This is a genomic window from Sphingopyxis sp. NJF-3 (genome assembly GCF_053514865.1).
On sequence record NZ_CM130726.1, the window covers coordinates 1,086,874 to 1,102,472 of the forward strand.

A 15,599-nucleotide genomic window follows, 5' to 3' on the forward strand; every position below is an offset into this window, starting at 1 on the left:
CATGCATTTCAAACGCGCCGTGCAGCGCTATGGGCAGACGCCCGAGCCCGAAACGCCCTATCAACGGGCCGGGCAGCTTTGGGACGAGCGGATCGGTTCCGCCCGCGTGCAGGCGAGAAACTGGAGGCTGATGGCGTTCGGCGGCTTGCTGCTGACGACAGGCCTATCGTCGGCGCTCGTCTGGCAATCGATGCAGAGCCGCGTCGTGCCTTATGTCGTCGAGGTCGACAAGCTCGGCCAGGCGCTCGCGGTCGCTCCGGCCGATACGCCGTTCAATCCCAGCGACCCCCAGATCGCCTGGCATCTGGGGCGCTTCATCACGCATATCCGCTCGCGCTCGCTCGACGCGGTCCTCATGCGCGAGAACTGGCTGTCGGCCTATGACTTCGCCAGCGAGCGGGGCGCCATGTTCCTCGGCGAATATGCACGCGCGTCAAACCCGTTCGCGGAGGTAGGCCGGCGCACAGTCTCGGTGCAGGTGACGAGCGTCGTGCGCGCGTCGGACAACAGCTTTCGCCTCAACTGGACCGAGCAGGCTTTTGAGCGCGGCAGCCTTTCGGGGACGTCGCGCTGGACCGCCGTCGTCACGGTGAAGCGCCAGCCGCCCCGCTCCGCCGAAGTGCTGCGGAAGAATCCGCTCGGTCTCTATGTCGATGCGATCGACTGGAGCCGCGAACTCGAGACACCGAACGCCGTTCCGGCCACCGCCGGGCCTTCGGCGCCATCGGCGCAGGCCGGTCCCGACACGCAGGGCACGGCCTCTGCCAATCTCCCGCTTGGCTCGCCGCTCGATCCCGCTCTCGCGCCGCTGCCGGCGACACAACCCGTATTCGAAGGAGAAGCTCGATGATCCGCCCCCTCATTTTGTGCGCCAGCCTCGCTGCCGCCGTGCCGCCCGTCCTCGCGCAGGGCGCGTCCAGCGTCGCCGCTGCGAACAAAGCGGCGATCCGCGAGCCCTTGAAGTCCGGATTCCTCAATGCCGTTCAGGTTTATCCATACAGCGAAGGCGCGCTTTTCCGGCTGTTCGCAGCGCCTGAACGCGTCAGCGATATCGCGCTGCAACCTGGCGAGACGCTGACCTCGGTCGCCGCCGGCGACACCGTGCGCTGGACCGTGGGTGACACGACGAGCGGGAGCGGCGAGCGGCGCCGCACGCATATTTTGATCAAGCCATTCGCGCCAGGCCTATCGACCAATCTGATTATAGCGACCGACAGGCGCGTCTATCATGTTCAGCTGACCAGCACGGTGTCGACGGCGATGACCTCGATCCGCTGGACCTATCCGCTGGACGAAATGCAGGCCTTGACACGCCAGCGCGAAAACGCGGCCGCGGCGAGACCGGTGTCGGCCGGCATCGCGATCGAGCGGCTGCAGTTCAATTACCGGATCAGCGGAGACACGCCCGCCTGGCGTCCGATCCGGGCTTTCGACGATGGCCGCCAGACCTGGATCGAATTTCCCGCCGACCTCGGGACGGGCGAGGCGCCGCCGCTTTTCGTCCTTGGCGACACGGGCGAGGCCGAACTCGTCAACTACCGTGTCGCTGGACGCTATTATGTGGTCGATCGCCTGTTCGCAGCCGCCGAGCTTCGGCTCGGGGCGAAGAAGCAGAAGATCGTCCGCATCACCCGCCTCGGCAAGAAGTCGGAAGGCCGGAGGGTGGGCGCATGACCGAGGTTGCACCGCCCGCCACCGGCGCACCGCCGAAGATCGACCCGGAAAAGCTGGTGCTGCGCGCCAGTCCCGCCCGCGCAACTCGTTTTCGGCGCGGCGCGATCGTGGCGATCGTCGGCGCGGGAGCTACCATCGTTGCGGGCGCCGCCTGGCTCGCGCTGAAGCCTGTCGGTATTGGGTCGGTCGGCTTCGATGATAACCGCAGCGCGGTTGCGGCGAAGGCGCCATCCGACGCTCTCGTTGGCGCGCCTTCGAGTTACGGTGATGTTCCGCCGCTCGGTCCGAAACTGCCCGGAGATCTGGGGAGACCTATTCTCGAGAAGCAGCGCGAGATGGACATGGCTATGCCGAACGATCCGCAAGCCGACGCTGCCGCCCGGGCCGCGCAGAATGCCGAGACCGAGCGCCAGCGCCTCGCGGCCGAGGTCCGTGCAGCGCGCCAGTCCGGCCTCATGCTTCAAACCGCGAATGCGGCGCCCGCCGCGCTTGACCCTGCAGAAGCGAAACGCGAACCGGCGGCAGTGCAGGGTGAAATGACCGGCGGCGCCGACGCGGGCGGCCGGCAGCGCAAGAATGGTCTCGTGGGACGACCCGGCGAGGGCGATCAGGTGAACCCGCATCGGCTCACCGCGCCGGTGTCACCTTGGACCCTTCATGCCGGGAGCATCATTGCCGCAAGCCTCATCACCGGCCTGAATTCGGACCTTCCCGGGATTGTGACCGCACAGGTAACCCAGAATGCCTATGACAGCGTCACCGGGAACACGCTCCTCATCCCGCAAGGGGCGAGGATTATCGGGAGCTATGACAGCGTCGTGGCATTCGGGCAGAGCCGCGCTCTCGTCGTGTGGCAGCGCATCATTTTTCCCGACGGCTCGTCGATCCGGATCAATAACGTCCCGGCGAGCGACACCGAAGGCTATGCTGGGCTTTCCGACCGTATCGATCGCCATACGTGGCAGCTGCTCAAGGGGGTCGTACTTTCGACCCTGCTCGGTGTCGGCACGGAACTCGGGTGGGGCAGTAGCGAGAGCGACCTTGTGCGGGCCATCCGCGAATCTGCCCAGCAGAATGGCGCCCGCGCCGGCGATCAGCTGGTCGTTCGCAACCTCGACGTGCAGCCGTCGCTCAAGGTTCGGCCTGGCTGGCCGCTCCGGATCGTGGTCCATCAGGACCTGATACTCAAGCCGTGGGGAGGGGGCGGTGCCTGACCTCAAACTGGCAAAACTCCCCGACAGGAGACCGGTGAAACTTGTGATTCAAGTCTTGCCGGATCTGGACGCGGCGCTGGCGGACTATGCCGCCGCTTATGAGGCGGCCTATGGCACAAAAGAGAGCGTGATCGACCTCATCCCCTCCATGCTTGAGAATTTCCTCGAAAGCGACCGCAGTTTCATGCGTAACCGGCGGAGATAGCGATGATAATCGAAACAATGATTGTCGATAAGCCGGACCGGATTCTTCGTCTGCCAGACGTCATCGTCCGCTCCGGCCTCTCGCGTTCGACGATCTACAGGAAGATGGCAGACGGCACCTTTCCAACGCAAATTCGAATTAGTTCGCACAGTTCGGGATGGCGCGAAACCGAGGTGGATCGGTGGTTTGCGGACCCAGTCAATTATCGAGCTCTCGACTGAGTCAGCGGCGGCGACGCCGCGATGCGAGAGGATCGCTACGCGCTCAAGAGGACCGCATGACCTGCTGTTCTCGACGGCGAGGCCGTTCAGCATCTCCTGCTGCGGCATTGTTGTTGCGCCGACGCGTCCATTCTCCGCTGAGAGCGCATGCCTTGAACTCGTCACCGCCGGGCACCGCGCAATCTTGTGTTTTGAGCTGGCCCGTCCGCGGAGCGCGATCCGCGGCGCGGGCCCTTATTAACGGGAGGAAGTATCGATATGGGCCTGCTGTCAAAGTTTCGTGACTGGTTCATGATGGAGGGCCAGTCGGCGCCGCTCTACCAGCCGTCAACGTGGCAGCCAATTGCTACGGCGCCCGACGACCAGCATATTCTGCTGGGTTGGAGCGAGGGCGATGAGGAGTTCGATTATCTGATCGCTGCCGGACAATTGCACGCAGGGGAATGGATCGATGGTCCGGGTCCCCAGCCAGACTGGTGGATGAGCGAACCCGGCTTCCGATACCGCAAGCCGATCGCAAGTGCCCCGAATAACGAGACGCTCGTTCTGCTCTGGGAGCGCGATAACGAGTATGATTTCGATGTCGGTGAATTGAGCAACGGCATTTGGCAGGATGGGCCCGAGCAGCCGACGAGTTGGGTATCGACGGGAGCTCCCCCACGACTTCGGTCCGGCTGAACCCGCCTCGGACCGGTAGAAACACAATAGCGCAGAATCGGGGCAAGGGCTGAAATTCGGCTGACGCCGTGGGCCGGCATTTCTCGGTTTCAGCGCGACGACATCGGCAGCGATTTGGAACGTTGACCCCACAAATCGACGTCATTTTCAGACGAGCTTAAACGGCTCGTCGCACGCCAGAATCATTTGGTCGAAAACACCGAAATCATCCCAAAAAGTCCCACTACAGCCCATGAAATTGACGGTCGAAGTTGCGGTAGATCGCACTTTTTCGGGCCTGTACCTGTTATATTTCAAATAGTTACAAGTTCCTGTTGTGTCCTGCTGCCCCTGCCAGGCCGTTTCGTGGCAATCGGGCCGGGCCTTGGTGCCCGGCCGTCGGCCGTTCGGGAAGCGATTACGCCCTGCCGAACTCCAACGCCGTCTCCTTCAGAAAGGCCAGCGCCGACCGGCTCGGCAGGAAGAAATAGCCGCCGGCGCGCACCGTCACGAATTGCTCGATCCCCGTCAGCTTGACCGGGCCCGCCGGGGTCGGGATGGTGAAGCTGCGTTCGGTGTCGAGGTCGGGGGAGGTCAGCGGGTCGGGTTCGCCCGACAGACCGTGGAATGCGGGTGAATTGACCCAGGTCTGCTGGACGAACTCGAACTGACGCTCCAGGTCGGCGCAAAGCGCGACGAAGACGATGCCCTTTTCGTCCTTTCCGGCGCTGCGGTCGTGATAGCTGCGGCCTCGGCGGAGCAGGCGGTGCCGGTTGGTGATCGCCTGTTCGGCCGGATCGCCGGGTTCCTTGCTGTCGCGCGGATTGGCCCGTCGGATATGGGCGCCGAAGGGACAGGCGAAGCCCTGCGGATCGTCGATGCCGTAGGTGAAGTCGTTGAAGCGTTCGTCGCGGTAATGGACGATGTCGCGCGTCGCCTGCTCCCCGATGGTCTGGCGCCGCCGCTCCTCGTCCGCCGATCGCGTGCGGGCGGGCTTCGGCTGCTCGACCGGATTGCCCACCAGCGGCCGACCGTCGGGCCAGCGGCCGACCATCTTCGCCTTGATCCAGGTCTTGGTGGGAAGCTGCCCGGCGATCTTGAACAGGTCGGGATAGGCGGTCTGCCGGCTTGCCGACGCGCCCGCATTCACCGATCCGCTCGCTTTCACGAGTTCGGCGGCCTTGGTTTCGGCGAAGGCGTCGAACGCCTCGACATGCTGTTCGAGCTCGCGGATCACCAGATAGCTGCCGTTCCGCCCGAAGTCGCGCGGCAGCCCGCCCGAGCGCCCCGCGCCGAAATCGGGAAAGCGGCTGAGGTCGGAGGCCGAAGGGACGGGCAGATTGTCCTGCGCGTCGGCTTCCTGCCGGATCAGCGGGCTGGGCGGCAGGAAACCCTGGTTGTTCGCATAGCCGAGCAGAAATTCCCCCGGTTCGACGATGTCGCGTTCGGGCGCGCCGCGGGTGAAGCGCTCGGTTCCGCGGATCACGGGCTGCGATATGCCGTCGCGAAATCCGAAATGCTCGAACTGCGGGCGGTCGCCCACCGGCTGGCAATCGCGCGCGAAGATCAGGCGCCCGCCATAGGCCTCGAGCAGTTCCTGATGCACCGCTTTCGATTCCTCGAGCCCGGCCTCGTCCTTCGCATAGAGAAAGATCGCGGCCTCGACCGCCGGCCGGCCCGATGCGTCGACGTCGCTCCAGCGCCAGGCCTCGGGGGCCGCCGCGCCGCGGTCGCCCAATATCCGGTCCCGCTTCCCCATGCCCATCTGGAACGCCGGCGAGAAGCCCGCGGGCAGGTCCTCGCCCAGACCGTTGGACAGGCCGGCGCAGATTTTGCGGAATCCGGCGGCCGAGCAGGCGAGAAACACCGATCTTTCCATCGAGCCGCGCGCGCCGGTGCCGGGCGGCCAGTGACCCTTATAGGGCTCGACCCCCGCCGGATTATCCTCGCCCATCGACTGTCGGTCGCCGAAGGCGACGCAATAGGGTTGAAGCAGGCTGGCATACCGCCCCCGGCCGCGGTCGAAGGCCGAGGGGTGCGCGTCGATCACGGGCCGGCTGCGGCGGTCGATCGGCAGATCGCCGCCCGAAATCCAGTCGAGCCAGCTGCCGAGCGCCCGATCGTCGCGCGGGGGAAGTTCGACCGCGAGGCAGGCGCTATGCGGCAGCGAGGGCATGCCGCGGAAGACGATCGACTGCACTTCGTGCGTCTCGATCAGATTCTCGACGCGCGGCATCGAGCCGAAGCAGCGCAGCCACTCGCGGGCTTCGCTGTCGTTCTGCGCCCGCGCGATGCCGTGGTGGATCAGCGCATTGTTGCGGATCTGGTCGGTCGTGAGACCGGGAAAGCGGCTGTACCAGAAGGGCACCGGCTGCTGCTGCGTCCGCACCCAGCGCTTGAAGCGGTCGCCGTCCTCCGCGCCGCCGAAGATCAGGTCGCGCGTTCGCGGAAAGCCCTGCCAGTTGCTCCAGACCGCGGTCTGTCCCCAGCGCGCGCGGGTGATGAAATCCTCCAGATAGCTGTCCCAGCTGCCGTCGTAGTTGGAATAGAATATCGACCGCCGCGTGCCCGGCAGCCGCCACCAGCGCGCATAGTGGATCGTGCCCATGTTGATCACGAAACCGGGGCGATAGTAGAAGACGATGATCATCTTGATCGCCCACAGCGCGAAGGCGTGGATCAGCGTCCGGAACAGCCCCGGCTTCAGCGTTCCGACCGCCATGATATGATTCTGGGCATGGCCGGGCTCGTCTTCGGTTCGCATGATCGCGGCGAGCTTGTCGATGGGGGCCTGCTTGCCGTCGATCCGGTCGGACGTCTCCTTGCGGCGGAGCAGCGTGACGGCACCGAAGATCAGCGCCGCTATGACAAGCGCGGCCGCGACGGTCGCGCCGCCCAGCACCGTCAACAGCTCCCAGCCCGCGCGCGGCAAGGCGGCCCAGTCGACGACGCAATGAATCGCGCGCCACGACGCCCAGGGCCATCGCGGCGGGACATGGCATGCCAGAACCGCCGGCGGCGCCACGACGCGCCACAGGCCGACCGCGAGCGCCGCCCAGAGCGCCAGCACCGGCAGCGTCAGCACCAGTCCCGAACGTGAGGTCAGGAAGGCCCGGGCGGCCGACTTATAGGAGGGCGTGCGATAGTCGGCGAGCTTCAGCCGCGCGCGGCTGGGCTTGAGGATCAGCGTGTCGAATCGCCGTTTCAGCGCCTCGCGGATCAGCGGATTGCGCCGGCTCCGCGTCATCAGCAGATGATAGCGATCGCCCTTCAGGATGCGGCGGACATAGGTCAGCGCGCGCATCGCATGGTTGCCGCCACCGATCTCGCGGCCCAGATATTCGGCCAATATCGTCTCGACATGCGCCGCAAGGTCCCGCTGGCGCGCGATCATCGCGGCCGGGAATTCGCTCGTCCCGTTATAGTCGAGCCCCGTCGCGCCCCACGGGCGGCTGTGCAGGCGGACGATATGGCGGCGCAGGAAGCCGGCGAGGTCTTCCCTGGCGCCGAGCCCCGCGACCGCGAAGACCGGGCGCAGGAATGCGCCGGCCTGTCCGGCGATCGCCTCGATCGCGGCCTCGGCCGGGCCGTCGACGCTGAGTTCGAGGACGATGTGGAGCCCCGCCTCCGAATCGACCGTCGCGAGCGATGCGAAATGGACGATTCCGCTCGCGTCGAACGCCTTGCGAACCGCGGGTTTCGCGGGGTTGTGCAGCCGCGCGATCTTCGTGTCGATCTCTTCTTTGGTGACCCCGGATCGCGCGGGAACGGGCACGACGACCAGAAACATCGACTGGGTCGCACCCGGATGATCATAGAGCATGTCGAGGCGTGTCGGGAAAACGCCGGTATATTCCATCCGGCCTTCCTTGCCGGGCGCCGGCGTCAGGCCGGGGCGTGCCAGCAGGGTCATGAACATGGTGGTGATCTGCTCGATCGCCATGTGCGAGCCCATGCAGGCATGCGGACCCCAGCCGAACATCAGGTCGCCCTCGACGTCGCGGTCGGTGCGGAACCGGTTGGGCCGGCGGAACCGGCGGGGGTCGCGCAGCGCGGTCATGGTAGAGACCATGATGACCGTGCCCTTTTTGACCCGGCGCGCGTGCGGGCTTCCCGCCGCGATCACGGCATCGCTTCGCGCGACGCGCCATTGACCGGGCGCGAGGGCCGAATCGAGCCGCGCGGCTTCCTTCAATATCCGGCGCATGTCGTCGCGGCGGCCCGTGCGCGCGCAATCCTTCGCCTCGGTCATGACGTCCGGCCGGCGCAGAAGTTCGGCCAGCATCTTGGCGGCCGCCAGCGTATTGGTCGGGATGAAGCCGGTGACCATGCCCATCAGGATCGCGTTGATCTCGGCATCGCTGATCGGGTCGGGCCCTCCGGCACGCTGGCGCTGGAGCAGGACCAGGCGATCGAGGATGGTCTTGAGGCGTCCCTTGCTCGGTTTGGGGTGGCTGGACCAGTTCCGCTGGGCGCGGTTGATCGAGTTCGCGAGCGACAGGCGCAGCCTTGCGCCGGCGTTGAGCGCGATGTCGCGCGTCTTGCGATCGCCCTTCGGATCGCCGAACAACATGCACGACGCCGCGAGCGACCATTCGGCGAAGGCGTCGGAATCGGCGATGTCGAGGCCGAAATAGCCTTGCGCCGTTTCGGTTGCGATGCGGGTGATATAGTCGCGGATCACGTCGAGCCGCCCCGCGCCATTCTCCAGCAGCGCCTCCGCGCAGGCCTGGGTCCGGGCCAGGATTTCGGCCAGATCCTCGGCAAAGGCCGCAGGATCCCCGGCGTGCATCGCCGCGGCCATGATCTCGCGCTGCCGCTTGTGGGCCGCGCCGTCGAGTCCCAGGCCGAAGGTCGTTCCGGCCCCCAGATCGCACATCTCCGGCCCATAGGGCACGCCGAACCGGTCGGCATCGTTCAGCACCGCGCGCACATCGTCGTCGCGCGTGACGATCGCCAGATTCAGGAAGGGAAGCGACGGAACCGGCCAGATCGTCTGGCAAAGGCGCAGCACCGGCGGAATGATGCGCTGAAAGGCGAAGGAGCCCGCGGCTTGCGCGATGCGTGCGCGCCAGCCTTTCGGCGTCAGCGCCGCGAAGTCGAAGGGCGGAAGCGGGCTCGGCGGGAGCCCCTTGTCTTCCGCGCGCAACGCTTCGATCTGGCCGAACCATTTGAAGAACGCCATGTCATGCCCCCCACTTACCGCCCCCGCGGTCCCGCTAGTCTTCAGCCTATGCCCGCTCGTCGCAGCCCCGATTTCAGGCGATCGTTCCAGCGCGGATCGGAAAAAGGCAGCCAGTCCACGAACCGCGGCGAAAAGTCGGGCTTGGCCTGCATCAGGTGTCGCGCCGCGAATTGCGCTTCCTTGATCCCGCCCTTTTCGACCAGCGCGTTGATCTTCGTCGTGTGGGCGTACCAATAGGCCGTGCGGCGCAGCAGCGACTGATCGGCGTGATCGATCGCGCGATCCCATTGGCCCATCATGTAATGGGCGACCGCCAGCTCCCCCAGGACATAGAAATTATGCTCGTCATTGGGGCCCAGGCGCAGGGCGAGGCGTAGCGGAGCCTCCGCCGCGGCCGGCGCATCGCGCAGGATATGGGCGCTGCCGATCTGCGCATGCGCCAGCGACAGGCTGGGGTTGAGCTCGACCGCCTTGTCGAACAGAGCCAGCGCCTTCCGGGTCTGGCGCATCCAGAGCTCGGCCATGCCGGCGTACATGAAGCCGCGGCCGTCCTCGCCGTCGGCGACGATCGCACGCTGCGCCAGCGCGCGCAGCTCGCGCATCCTCCCTTCTTCCTTACGCTCGGCCCAAATCGAGCGCGCGTGAAAGAAGGTGAGCTGGATCAGGGCTTCGGCCGAGTTGGGCGCGAGCGCCAGTGCTTCCCGGAAACAGGATTCGGCCAGCTCGGAATCCTCGCGCGTGAAGCGGTGCAGATGCCACCGGCCGCGCCAGATCAGGTCGTCGACGTCCATCCGGTCGGGCGTCCGGGCGCTCGCCCGCGTTTTTTCCGCGGCGTCGATCCGCATGTCCATCACGCCGACGATTTCGCGGATCAGCTCGTCGAGCATGGCCTGCGTGAAGGCGAGGGGGATGTCGGTCGTGTGCGACCACACCGACAGGCCGGTTTCGACGTCGGCCATCTGCAGCCCCAGCCGCAGGATGTCCCGCGACCGCCGCAGCGACCCTTCGACGATGTAGCGCGCGCCGAGCGCCGCGCCGATCTGGCGCAGCTCGATCTCGCGCCCCCGGTAGAGGAAGCTGGCGCTGCGCGCGATCACCGGCAGCCATTTGAGCCGGGCGAGCCCTTCGCTCAGTTCCTCGCTGATGCCGTCGGCGAGATAGGCGAGCGCGTCGTCGCCAGTCAGGTTATTGAGCGGGAGGACCGCGATCGCCGGACGGCCCGCAAAGCCCGGAACCGGCTTCGACAGGTCGATGATCGTCTCGGGTAGTCGGACCTGGCCGATCGCGTCGCGTTCGAGCCGTGCCTCGATCGCGCGCCGCTGCTCGCGCAGCCAGTCTTCAAAGGCCTCCTCACCCTGAATGTCGAGCCCCTCCAGAAACTCCCCTGACGCATGGGACGACAGGTCCGCCACTTCGACCCGGTCCAGTTCGATCCACACGCGATTGTGGTCGGCATCGATCAATGTGCCGTGCGGTCCATTGACGATCCGCCGCAGGTTCGACAGCTCGCGCCGCAAGCTGGCCTGCGCCTGCGGCTGCTGGCGCGATCCCCACAAACGCTCCTGCAACCAGCTTCGCGTGCGGTCGCCGCCGCGCGAAACGGCCAAGGTTGCGATCAAAGCCTGTCCCCGTTTGCTCGCCACTTCGATCCGCCCGCCGTCGCCGGCGGACAAACGAAACGGCCCCATCAGGTCGAGCCTGAATTTTCCGTCGGCATCAGACATGCAGCAAATCACCCCCCTGACCAGACGCATAGCGCAGCCGCGCGGGTTATCACGCAATTTTTCACGCAATCCGGACTCCCCGCTCACGCTTGCCCGACGATCGCGCCCTAGGCCGGGGGCAGCAACCAGGGGGAAGGCGATGAAGGGTTCGGCAAGGCATGTGATTCTGGCGTGGGCGACCGCGACCTCTGTGGCCCTGGTCGGGCCCGCGGAAGCCCGGCCCAAGAAATCGGGAACGCAGGCGACCGAGCTCGACCCGGGCGGGCGCGGCGCGATTTCCGGGATCGGGATCGAATCGCGCGATATTGACGCAATGGCCGACCAGGTCGTGCGCGAACTCATGTCGCGGCCCGATTTCATCGCCTCGGCCGTGCCGCCCCGCATCGTCGTCGACAGCGCGGCCTTCTACAACGACAGCAGCCAGCGGATCGACCGCAACATGATCACCGACGCGCTGCGCGCCAGCCTCAACCGCGCCGCAAACGGCCGCATCCGGTTCATCAGCCGCGAAACCATGACCCTCATCCAGCAGGAACGCGAGCTGAAGCGCACTGGCGTCGCCGACGTCGGGACGCGCGGCATGACCGCAGGGGTCGCCGGGCTCGATTTCCGGCTGGTCGGGCGGATGACGTCGCTCGACAATCGCGACGGCCGTAGCGGCCTCACCCAGCGCCGCACCCAGGTCCTGTTCGAGCTGGTCGACATGGAAACCGGCGAAATCCCGTGGACGGGCCAGCCCTATGTCATCCTGCGCGCCTCGGGCGACGACGTTGTTTACCGTTAGAACAGGGGGATAAGATGTCGAAATTCCAAACCAGCCGGTGGATGGCCGCCGCGCTTCTCGCCGCGGTCGCGGTCCCGACCATCGGTGCGGCGCAGGACGCGGCGCCGGTCGTCGACGACAAGGCGGCGGCCAAGGCCGCCAAGGCCGCGGCCAAGGCGGCCGAAAAGGAACGGCGCGCCCAGGAAGCGGCCGAGCGGAAGCGGCTCGCGGCCCTCCGGCGGCAATATGGCGAAGGCCCCTATCCCGACGAGATCGACGCCTATCTTGCCGACAAGCCCGAAGCCTTGAAACCGCTCTATCGCACGCTCTTTACCGGCGGCGAGCGCAACGCGGTGCTCAATTTCCAGCGCCTCGGCCTCGCGGCGATGGACCGCGGGCTGTGGAGCGACGCCGAGCGTTCGTTCGACGCGGCGCTGACGCGGATCGAGGCGGTCTACGCCAAGAACAAGCAGGCCGAAGCGGCGCGCGACACCTTCCGCAAGGAAGCGAACAAGGATTTCAAGGGCGAGCCCTACGAACGGGCGATGGCCTATTATTACCGCGGCCTGCTCTACCTGCGCGCCGGCGATTACGACAACGCCCGCGCCTCGTTCCGTACCGCCGAATATCAGGACACGATCTCCGAAGCCGAAGAATTCAAGAGCGACTTCGCGGTGATGAACTATCTGGTGGGTTGGACCTATCATTGCCAGAACCAGCCGAGCATGGCCGAGGAAGCCTTCGGCTTCGCGACCGAAGCGCAGCCCGGCCTCACCGCGCCCGGCTCCGACGACCGGCTGCTGATGGTCGCCGAATATGGTCATTCGCCGATGAAGGCGCGGGCCGGCGCGCAGTCCGAGAAGATGATCTTCGAGGCACCGCCGCCGAGCGCCGAAACGGCGGCCCGTTTCGAACTTGGCGACACGGCGGCTTTCGAGGCGGTTCCGGCCAGCAGCGTCTATTATCAGGCGACGACGCGTGGCGGCCGGGCGATCGATGCGATCCTGAACGGCAAGGCCGAGTTCAAGGCGACCACCGGCGCGGTCGGCGATGCGCTGACGACGTCGTCGCTGGTGTCGATGGCGAGTGGGAATCTCGATTCGGGAACGCTCGGCCTGGCGGGGGCGGGCATGCTGTTCTCGCTCTTTGCCTCGGCGGCCAAGACCGAGGCCGACATCCGGACCTGGGACACGCTGCCCGACATGATCACTGTCGCGACCGCAAAAGCCGCGGATCCCGGCAAGCTGAAAACCGCGCGCGTCGACTATCTGACCGGCACGGAAAGCGTGGCGACCAAGACGCCGATCATGGCCGCCGCCAGCGGCTCCTGCGCGATCCTGTGGTCACGGTCGCAGGCCGATGACGCGGTATCGGCCGATGTCCCGGGCGAGGACAGCGCGCTTGCGGCGAAGATCGCCAGGCGCAAGGACATCCAGCAGCGCGACAAGGCGTTCCGCGTCAGCCTGCTCGGCCGCTGAGAGAAGGGTCTCGATATGCTGAACGCCACACGTTCCTGCGCGCTCGCGGCCCTGCTGGCGACCTCGCTGGTCGCCACCGTATCGGTCGAATCGCGTGAAAACCGGGTGCTGAAATGCAAGACCTCGGCCGCGCGCGGGGCAAAGAGCACGGGCGGCCCGGCGCTGGTCGCCAATATTCCGCGCGCGATGACGCCGATCGACCTCAACGCCGTCCAGATGACCGACAAGGCGCTGACCCGCAAGGTGGTGGTCGAGGGGCTGTGGGCGCAGCGAACCGAAGCCGACACGCTGCTGATCACCGCGCGGCTGGTGAACTGTACCAAGAAGCCGCTGGTCGTCCAGGCGCGATCGAATTTCATGGACGCCGCGCAGATCCCGACCGAGCCCGTTTCGGCGTGGAAGACGATCTTCCTCCCGCCGCGCGCAACGAGCGTCTATCAGGAACGCTCGATCGGCATGGGCAAGGTCGCCGCTTATCTGGTCGAATTGAGGACCGAATGATGCGCGCGGCCCGCCTCGCGTTGCCGGCCCTGCTTGCGGCGGCGGCGATGCCGGCCGTCGCCGCGGCGCAAAGCGCGCCGCCGCCGACTCCGTCCGCTGGCGTCGCGGCACCGGCCTCCCCGACCGCTACCCCACCCGCCGCGGCGGAAAAGAAGGAGGCCTATGGCCTCCAGGACGCGGGCGAGCATACGCTCCGCGCGACGCAGACGATCTTCAACGGCGCGGGGGCGGGGGCCAGTCCCAATCCCTCCGCGACCATCGCTCGCGACGTGAAGCGGGTGAACGGATATTTCGACAAGGTCGGGGACGGGCTGACGCTGATCGACGTGGGTTTAGCCGGCTACGAGGTGGGCACCGAGATCAGTCAGGGAAATTACGGCGCCGCGGCGCGCAAGGGCGCGGCGGCGGTCATCGACCAGTGCATCGGTGCGGCGATCGCGGCCGGCTGCACCGCGGCCACCGTGGGAACAACGGGACCGGGCGCGGTCTTCGCCGAGCCGCTGTGCGTCGCCGCCGTGACGACGGTGGTGGAATATTGCGATCACAAGCTCGAACAGGCGACGGGCATGAGCATGAGCGAAACCGTCGTCGACTGGGGAGTGAAGGGCGGGGCCGCAGCCATTGGCGCGATGGATAGCGCGTTCGGCAGCGCCGAACTGGATTTCGGCCAGGCCCGCGCCAGCGCCGATGCCAAGCGGATGTCGATGTCGGACGCCAATCAGGCGGCCCTCGCCGAACAGGCGGCACAGGAGCAGGCGGCGCGCGATGCGGCGGCGCAGGCGGCCTCGGGCGCGAACGACGCGCTGTTCTTCAACAATCTGATGATGGGGCTGGGCTCGTCGTTCGCGCCGCCGCCGGTCGTGCCGTTGGCGCCTGCTTCCGGTCCTTCGGGCTGTCACCCCGGTCACGACGAGGCCGCCCACCCGGGCGGATGCCATTCGCCTCGAGGAGGGACTGCAAATTGAGCCACCCGTTCGCCAAACCGCTTATGCTGCTCGCCGCGGCGGCGGCCGGGCTGTCGACGCCCGCGGCCGCCCAGATGCGCGCCAATCAGCCCGAAACGCTGCCTCCGCCGCCTCCGCGCGCGGACCCGGCGCTCGTCGCCCTTCACCGCTTTCGCAGCGCCTATCAGCAGGCAGGATCGCCGCGCATCGTCATCCTGTGGAACCAGGAATTCTCCGACGAAGTGGCCTCGGAATATGAGGATCGCCTGACCCGCGACGGCATGGTCAGCGAAAAGGAAAACGAGGTGGTCGAGGAAACGAGTGGCCCCGCCGGCGCGGTGTCGGTGCGCGACCGCAACCTCCTGAAGCGCGAAAAGAGCGAGGAGGTCGCCGGGACCAAGCGCGTGCGCAGCAAGCGGGCGCAGCTCGTGCCCGAGCCCGTTCAGTGGCAGATGGAGGAGAATTTCCAGCAGACGCTGCGCGCGGGGGGCGCGCAGATCGTCGACCGCAACATGATCATGCGGCGCGCGGGCCTCAACGCCGGGGCGGGCGAGCGCGCCAATGTCCAGGGCCTCGAAATGGAGGCGCTGTCGCAATCGGCCGACTGGCTGGTCGAGATACTCATGGCGCCCGACAGCCGCGCGCCCGACGGGGTCAGCTTTCGCGTCAACGTCCGCGACCTGCGGTCCGACCGGCTGCTGGCCAATTTCATGACCAACGGACGCCCGCGCCCCGCGCCGCAGCCGCTGGTTGCCGGGCCCGGCGGCTTCGTCCGCGCGAGCGCGCCCGAACCCGGTCCTTCACAGGTCGCCTCGCAACTCGCGATCGAACTCATGGAAAATATGGCGGTGGGGCTTCGCTAAGCCGGGGCAGGCGAGGGAAACCCCGGTGGCATCGCGGGCACTGCGGCGAGCCGGATCAGGCTTGCCTCGTCGCCATAGGCCGCGGCGGACATCATGCCGATTGGCAGAAAGGCACCACCCGGATCGCAGCTCTTGCCGCGCGGACGGGCGCATCGGGTGCGACGACGCCG

At 66.8% G+C, this 15,599-nt stretch carries 13 protein-coding genes; 11 read left to right on the plus strand and 2 right to left on the minus strand.

Annotation, left to right across the window (positions count from 1 at the left end; all coding sequences use genetic code 11):
- Nucleotide 1: 1 nt before the first annotated feature.
- The 6 genes from trbF to ACOTSS_RS05095 all read left to right on the plus strand — a co-directional run bounded on the left by trbF (nucleotide 2) and on the right by ACOTSS_RS05095 (nucleotide 3,992).
- Nucleotides 2–850, plus strand: coding sequence for a conjugal transfer protein TrbF (gene trbF / locus ACOTSS_RS05070; protein WP_448690442.1), 849 nt, complete (start codon nucleotides 2–4; stop codon nucleotides 848–850).
- Nucleotides 847–1,674, plus strand: coding sequence for a P-type conjugative transfer protein TrbG (gene trbG / locus ACOTSS_RS05075; RefSeq protein WP_448690443.1), 828 nt, complete (start codon nucleotides 847–849; stop codon nucleotides 1,672–1,674). Before trbF ends, trbG begins: the two co-directional genes overlap by 4 nt.
- Nucleotides 1,671–2,888 (plus strand): TrbI/VirB10 family protein, encoded by a 1,218-nt coding sequence (locus ACOTSS_RS05080; protein ID WP_448690444.1) that lies wholly within the window; start codon nucleotides 1,671–1,673, stop codon nucleotides 2,886–2,888. The genes trbG and ACOTSS_RS05080 overlap by 4 nt, the downstream gene beginning before the upstream one ends.
- A complete protein-coding gene (locus tag ACOTSS_RS05085; protein WP_448690445.1) occupies nucleotides 2,881–3,093 on the plus strand; it encodes a DUF2274 domain-containing protein in 213 nt (70 codons plus the stop codon). Before ACOTSS_RS05080 ends, ACOTSS_RS05085 begins: the two co-directional genes overlap by 8 nt.
- A gap of 17 nt (nucleotides 3,094–3,110) precedes the next feature.
- The gene (locus ACOTSS_RS05090) at nucleotides 3,111–3,314 is read left to right on the plus strand and encodes a helix-turn-helix transcriptional regulator (protein WP_448691291.1); all 204 of its coding nucleotides are present in this window, start codon (nucleotides 3,111–3,113) and stop codon (nucleotides 3,312–3,314) included.
- A gap of 258 nt (nucleotides 3,315–3,572) precedes the next feature.
- Complete coding sequence (locus ACOTSS_RS05095) at nucleotides 3,573–3,992, plus strand: hypothetical protein (protein WP_448690446.1); 420 nt, start codon at nucleotides 3,573–3,575, stop codon at nucleotides 3,990–3,992.
- Between the two features lie 397 nt (nucleotides 3,993–4,389).
- On the opposite strand, the gene ACOTSS_RS05100 is transcribed toward ACOTSS_RS05095, so the two are convergent.
- Together ACOTSS_RS05100 and ACOTSS_RS05105 are read right to left on the minus strand one after the other, a co-directional pair.
- Nucleotides 4,390–9,156, minus strand: a complete 4,767-nt coding sequence (locus ACOTSS_RS05100) for a cytochrome P450 (RefSeq protein ID WP_448690447.1) — start codon at nucleotides 9,154–9,156, stop codon at nucleotides 4,390–4,392.
- Nucleotides 9,157–9,197: 41 nt separating this feature from the next.
- On the minus strand, nucleotides 9,198–11,240 hold the full coding sequence (locus ACOTSS_RS05105; RefSeq protein WP_448690448.1) for a hypothetical protein: 2,043 nt from the start codon (nucleotides 11,238–11,240) through the stop codon (nucleotides 9,198–9,200).
- Between ACOTSS_RS05105 and ACOTSS_RS05110 the strand changes: the two genes are divergently transcribed.
- From ACOTSS_RS05110 to ACOTSS_RS05130, 5 genes are read left to right on the plus strand one after another with little or no spacing between them, the layout of a single operon-like run.
- Nucleotides 11,194–11,664, plus strand: coding sequence for a penicillin-binding protein activator LpoB (locus ACOTSS_RS05110; protein ID WP_448690449.1), 471 nt, complete (start codon nucleotides 11,194–11,196; stop codon nucleotides 11,662–11,664). The genes ACOTSS_RS05105 and ACOTSS_RS05110 overlap by 47 nt on opposite strands.
- A 14-nt stretch (nucleotides 11,665–11,678) precedes the next feature.
- The gene (locus ACOTSS_RS05115) at nucleotides 11,679–13,121 is read left to right on the plus strand and encodes a hypothetical protein (protein WP_448690450.1); all 1,443 of its coding nucleotides are present in this window, start codon (nucleotides 11,679–11,681) and stop codon (nucleotides 13,119–13,121) included.
- A 15-nt stretch (nucleotides 13,122–13,136) separates the two neighbouring features.
- Entirely contained in the window at nucleotides 13,137–13,622 is a 486-nt protein-coding gene (locus ACOTSS_RS05120; RefSeq protein WP_448690451.1) for a hypothetical protein, read from the plus strand.
- On the plus strand, nucleotides 13,619–14,587 hold the full coding sequence (locus tag ACOTSS_RS05125) for a hypothetical protein (protein ID WP_448690452.1): 969 nt from the start codon (nucleotides 13,619–13,621) through the stop codon (nucleotides 14,585–14,587). The genes ACOTSS_RS05120 and ACOTSS_RS05125 overlap by 4 nt, the downstream gene beginning before the upstream one ends.
- Nucleotides 14,584–15,429, plus strand: coding sequence for a hypothetical protein (locus tag ACOTSS_RS05130; protein ID WP_448690453.1), 846 nt, complete (start codon nucleotides 14,584–14,586; stop codon nucleotides 15,427–15,429). The genes ACOTSS_RS05125 and ACOTSS_RS05130 overlap by 4 nt, the downstream gene beginning before the upstream one ends.
- Nucleotides 15,430–15,599 lie beyond the last annotated feature (170 nt).

Bases quoted from the DNA above. Each gene is read 5' to 3' on its own strand.
- trbF (WP_448690442.1), top strand. From the start codon at position 2: ATGCATTTCAAACGCGCCGTGCAGCGCTATGGGCAGACGCCCGAGCCC.
- trbG (WP_448690443.1), top strand. From the start codon at position 847: ATGATCCGCCCCCTCATTTTGTGCGCCAGCCTCGCTGCCGCCGTGCCG.
- ACOTSS_RS05080 (WP_448690444.1), top strand. From the start codon at position 1,671: ATGACCGAGGTTGCACCGCCCGCCACCGGCGCACCGCCGAAGATCGAC.
- ACOTSS_RS05090 (WP_448691291.1), top strand. From the start codon at position 3,111: ATGATTGTCGATAAGCCGGACCGGATTCTTCGTCTGCCAGACGTCATC.
- ACOTSS_RS05095 (WP_448690446.1), top strand. From the start codon at position 3,573: ATGGGCCTGCTGTCAAAGTTTCGTGACTGGTTCATGATGGAGGGCCAG.
- ACOTSS_RS05100 (WP_448690447.1), bottom strand. From the start codon at position 9,156: ATGGCGTTCTTCAAATGGTTCGGCCAGATCGAAGCGTTGCGCGCGGAA.
- ACOTSS_RS05110 (WP_448690449.1), top strand. From the start codon at position 11,194: ATGGCCGACCAGGTCGTGCGCGAACTCATGTCGCGGCCCGATTTCATC.
- ACOTSS_RS05105 (WP_448690448.1), bottom strand. From the start codon at position 11,240: ATGAAATCGGGCCGCGACATGAGTTCGCGCACGACCTGGTCGGCCATT.
- ACOTSS_RS05115 (WP_448690450.1), top strand. From the start codon at position 11,679: ATGTCGAAATTCCAAACCAGCCGGTGGATGGCCGCCGCGCTTCTCGCC.
- ACOTSS_RS05120 (WP_448690451.1), top strand. From the start codon at position 13,137: ATGCTGAACGCCACACGTTCCTGCGCGCTCGCGGCCCTGCTGGCGACC.
- ACOTSS_RS05125 (WP_448690452.1), top strand. From the start codon at position 13,619: ATGATGCGCGCGGCCCGCCTCGCGTTGCCGGCCCTGCTTGCGGCGGCG.